Genomic DNA, 4,207 nt, shown 5'->3' with positions numbered 1-4,207 from the left:
GGGGGCGTTTGCCGCCAGAGCCTCTTCGGCGCCAGGGCAGAGTGATCGCATCGCCGAATGGGCTTGGGGCATGAGCGCCAGCCAAAGCAGGCTGACTCGCAAGAAGGTATTCATGAATGAGAAGTAATTAGAAAGCAATAAAAATGATTGTGACACCGATGTGTATCTGTTGTGTGAGGGCGCGTGTCTAAATTGAACGCCACGCCGCCTCGCGCATTTTTGGGCCGTCGCGTCTGGCTCGCGCTGGTGCTCCTTTTCGTGCCCTGGTTGCTGCACGGCTGCGCGGCTTTTGACCCCTGGCAGCGACGCACCCTCTACCGTCCAACACCGGTGGCCAGCAGCCAGGAATGGCAGCAAATGCTGGCACTGCGGCCCGACGTGCTGGCGCTGACCGTGCCCGTCGGGACAGAGGGCGAGCAAGTGCAGGTCTTGCGGGTACTTGCTCAGTCGGGTCGTGCCAGTGCGGTGCGGGTATTGTATTTGCACGGCACATACCGTCACGCCTACCAGAACCTGGCCAAGGCCGCGCCCATGGTGCGCAGCGGAATGGATGTGTATTTGCCCGATTACCGGGGCTGGGGTGCGTCTAGCCCCCGGTTGCCCGACGAAAACAGCATCCACGAAGACGCCTGGGCGGTCTGGCGGGCTTTGCAGGCTCAGCCCGCAGCGCAAGACACTGGGCCGGTGCGCTGGGTGATTTTTGGCCATTCCATGGGTTCGGCGGTGGCGGTTCGGCTCGCCAGCCGTTTGCACGGCACGCACAGCACTTGCGCTTTGGTGCTGGAAAGCGCCTTCACCCGTTTTTCAGATGTCGCCTACGAAGGGGCCGGGTGGCTCGGTCGCTTGCTGGCGTACATGGGCAGCCAGCGCATGGACTCATTGGCCTGGATCGAGCAGGTGGACCCGCCGGTTTGGTTCTTCCATGGCAGCCTGGACGAGACGGTGCCGCTGGCGCTGGGGCGGCGCTTGTTCGAGCAGGCGCCCCAGCCCAAGTACTGGCAGGCGTGGGCTTTGGGCCACAGCGACTTGCACACCGATCCGAGCGGTCGTTACGACCAGGCCTGGCGGCAGATACAAGCCGGTTGCAGCCAGCCTTGAGCGTGCTGGCGTTGGCCGCAAGCGCGCGGCAGATCAGGCCAGGAAGTTTTCGATCAGTTGTGCCAGGGCTTGTGGCTGGTCGTGGTGCAGCATGTGGCCGGCGTCTTGGATCTCGGCGGTTTGCACCTGTGCCACCGCTTGCAGCCGCTCGTGGTACTGCGCCAGGGAATAGCGGCCTTTCCACCATTTCCCCATGCTGTCGTCGCTGGCGGTGATGGACAGCAGTGGCGCGCTGATGCGCTGGTAAATCGCCAGCGTTTCGGGCACCTGGTACAGATGTGCGTTCACCACCTTGTGCGCCGCGTCGCCCAGGATCTCCCACTGGCCGTTGGCGTTGGGCGCAGCCCACTGCTGGGCCAGCCAGTCGGCCTTGTCCTGCGGCAGTCGGGGATTGGTTTTCATCAGGCGGCGCGCCACCGCAGCAGCGCTGTCGTAGGCCTTGAGCGCCGATTCGCCGCGCTGCAAAGCCTTGACCTCGTCCATCCACTGGGCGTAGCGATCGGGCGCTTGTGCCGGCTGGGTTTCGGGCATGCCAAAGCCTTCCAGATTGACCAGCTTGCGGATGCGCTGAGGCCGCACGCCGCTGTACATCATGGCCACGTTGCCGCCCATGCTGTGGCCCACCAGGTCGATCGGCTGCTCTCCCACCATGTGGTCGAGCAGCAAGTCCAGATCCAATAGGTAATCGGGAAACCAGTAGCTGTCGGGCGGGGGGCCATCGCCTCGGGTCAGGCCGAAACCGCGCCAGTCGGGGGCGATGATCCAGCGCTGCGTTTGCAGGGCATCCACCACGAATTGCCAGGAGGCAGAAACGTCCATCCAGCCGTGCACCAGCACCAGCGGGGCCTGGCCGGCGACCGGCTGGCCCCAGATGCGCAAGTGGTGGTTGAGATGGCGCAGGGCGACGAATTCGCTGCGCGAGGGTCTGAGTGCTTGGTACATTCGACCGATCATAAGTAGACAAATGGAGTCCGGCCATGCGCCAGAGTCAAAACGGAGACAAAGCCCCTAAAGGCGCCAAGGCATCGAAAACCCCACGGCAGACCCGCAAGCACCGACCGACCGATGCCTACGCCGAACTGCACGGTGCGTTCGGTTGGCAGGTGCCCGCGCAGTTCAACATGGCCGAAGTCTGCTCGCGCCGCTGGGCGCGCGACCCGGAGAGCGCCAGCCAGACGGCCGTGATCGCATGCAGCGCGACGCGACCCGACCGTTCGCACAGCTACGGCGAGCTGCAAGACCAGGCCAACCGGCTCAGCCAAGCGCTGGTGGGCCTGGGCGTTCGGCGCGGGGACCGCGTGGCGATCGTCCTGCCCCAGCGCTTTGAAACGGCGGTGGCTTACATGGCGGTCTTGCAAATGGGCGCGGTCGGCATGCCCTTGTCGCAACTGTTTGGCCCCGATGCCCTTGAGTTTCGGCTGCAGGACAGCGAAGCGGTGGTGGCGATCTGCGACGCCGGCACCTTGCCCCACCTGTTGCAGGTGCGCGGCCAATGCCCCTTGTTGCGCAGCTTGGTAGCTGTGGCCGAACCGGAGCAGGGCGACGCGCCCGTGCCCGGTGCCGACGCGACCTGGACCGCGCTGCTGGCGCAGTCCTCGGCGCGTTTCCAGGCTGTGCGCACACCCGCCGACGACCCTGCGGTGCTGATCTACACCAGCGGCACCACCGGCAACCCCAAGGGCGCCTTGATCCCGCACCGGGCACTCATCGGCAACCTCACCGGGTTTGTCTGCAGCCAGAACTGGTTCGGGTTTGATGGCGTGGGCAACGCGCGCAGCGAAGCGGTGTTCTGGTCGCCCGCCGACTGGGCCTGGACCGGCGGGCTGATGGACGCGCTCTTGCCCACGTTGTACTTCGGGCGCCCCATCGTCGCCTACAACGGGCGCTTCACGCCGCAGACCGCGTTCGAGCTGATCGAGCGCCACGGCGTGACCCACACCTTTCTGTTTCCCACGGCACTCAAAGCCATGATGAAAGCCGTGCCGGAGCCGCGCCGCCAGTATCGGCTGCCACTGCAAGCCATCATGAGCGCGGGCGAAGCGGTGGGAGACGCGGTGTTTGACTACTGCGAGCAGCAGTTGGGCGTGACGGTCAACGAGATGTTCGGCCAGACCGAAATCAACTACATCGTGGGCAATTGCGCCCGGTTCTGGCCGGCCCGCCCGGGCTCCATGGGCAAGGGCTATCCCGGGCACCGGGTGGCGGTGATCGACGAGGAGGGGCGCGAATGCCCGGTGGGGGTGGCGGGTGATGTGGCGGTACACCGGCTCGATGTGCACGGCCAGCCCGACCCCGTGTTTTTTTTGGGTTATTGGAAAAACGAGGCCGCGACCCGCGCCAAGTACGTCGCAGACCCGGCGAGCAGCTGGTGCCGCACCGGCGACATGGCGGTGCGCGATGCCGATGGCTACCTGTGGTATCAGGGGCGGGCCGACGACGTGTTCAAAGCCGCTGGCTACCGCATTGGCCCCAGCGAAATCGAAAACTGTCTGGTCAAACACCCGGCCGTGGCGAACGCCGCCGTGGTGCCCAAGCCCGACGCCGAGCGCGGCTCGGTGGTGAAGGCCTATGTGGTGCTGGCGCTCGAATACCTGGCCGCCGCGCCGGGAAGGGGCGCGGGACACGCGGGATTTGAACAAGCGCTGATGAGCGAGCTGCAAGCGCACGTCCGGGGCCAGATTGCACCCTACGAATACCCGAAAGAAATCGAATTCGTCGAGTCGTTGCCCATGACCACCACCGGCAAAGTGCAGCGCCGGGTGCTGCGCTTGCAGGAAGAAGCGCGCTACCAAGCCTTGCTGCGCCCCGCATGAAAAAGGCCGGGCAAAACTGCCCGGCCTTTTTTCTGAGGAAAGCTCCAAAGGGCGGTCATGCCGCCTCCAGGCTCTGCGGCCTTGTTTACCGCTGGGCCGTGTTCACCGGTTCGGCGACATAGATTTCCACGCGGCGGTTTTGCGCCCGGCCCTGGGCCGTGCCATTGTCGGCCACGGGTTCGCGCGAACCCCGGCCTTCGGTGGCAAAGCGGGTCGACGACACGCCGCGAGCGATCAGGTAGTCGCGTGCGCTGTTGGCGCGGTCCACCGACAGGGGCTCGTTGATCGCGTCGCTG

General features: G+C 65.4%; 4 protein-coding genes. 2 read left to right on the top strand and 2 right to left on the bottom strand.

Going from position 1 to position 4,207, the window contains the following annotated elements; genetic code table 11:
- Positions 1–183 precede the first annotated feature (183 nt).
- Positions 184–1,098: an alpha/beta hydrolase gene (locus tag ABYB95_RS18210; protein WP_372660092.1), complete on the top strand. Its 915-nt coding sequence runs from the start codon at positions 184–186 to the stop codon at positions 1,096–1,098.
- 33 nt (positions 1,099–1,131) lie between these two features.
- Here ABYB95_RS18210 and ABYB95_RS18205 read toward each other — a convergent pair whose 3' ends face one another.
- The gene (locus tag ABYB95_RS18205; protein ID WP_372660090.1) at positions 1,132–2,040 is read right to left on the bottom strand and encodes an alpha/beta fold hydrolase; all 909 of its coding nucleotides are present in this window, start codon (positions 2,038–2,040) and stop codon (positions 1,132–1,134) included.
- Positions 2,041–2,075: 35 nt separating this feature from the next.
- Here ABYB95_RS18205 and ABYB95_RS18200 point away from each other — a divergent pair, with 35 nt between their 5' ends.
- On the top strand, positions 2,076–3,911 hold the full coding sequence (locus ABYB95_RS18200) for an acyl-CoA synthetase (RefSeq protein WP_372660088.1): 1,836 nt from the start codon (positions 2,076–2,078) through the stop codon (positions 3,909–3,911).
- Positions 3,912–3,996: 85 nt separating this feature from the next.
- Here the strand turns inward: ABYB95_RS18200 and ABYB95_RS18195 are convergent.
- The coding region (locus ABYB95_RS18195; protein ID WP_372660086.1) for an OmpA family protein at positions 3,997–4,207 on the bottom strand (211 nt) is incomplete at its 5' end.

Source organism: Hydrogenophaga sp. (genome assembly GCF_041633695.1).
Taxonomy (GTDB): domain Bacteria; phylum Pseudomonadota; class Gammaproteobacteria; order Burkholderiales; family Burkholderiaceae_C; genus Hydrogenophaga.
The sequence above is the reverse complement of the archived record's forward strand: the minus strand, read 5'-3'. Positions and strand labels throughout refer to the sequence as shown.

Excerpts from the sequence above, each read along its gene's own strand:
- ABYB95_RS18205 (WP_372660090.1), bottom strand. The coding sequence starts at position 2,040 with ATGTACCAAGCACTCAGACCCTCGCGCAGCGAATTCGTCGCCCTGCGC.
- ABYB95_RS18200 (WP_372660088.1), top strand. The coding sequence starts at position 2,076 with ATGCGCCAGAGTCAAAACGGAGACAAAGCCCCTAAAGGCGCCAAGGCA.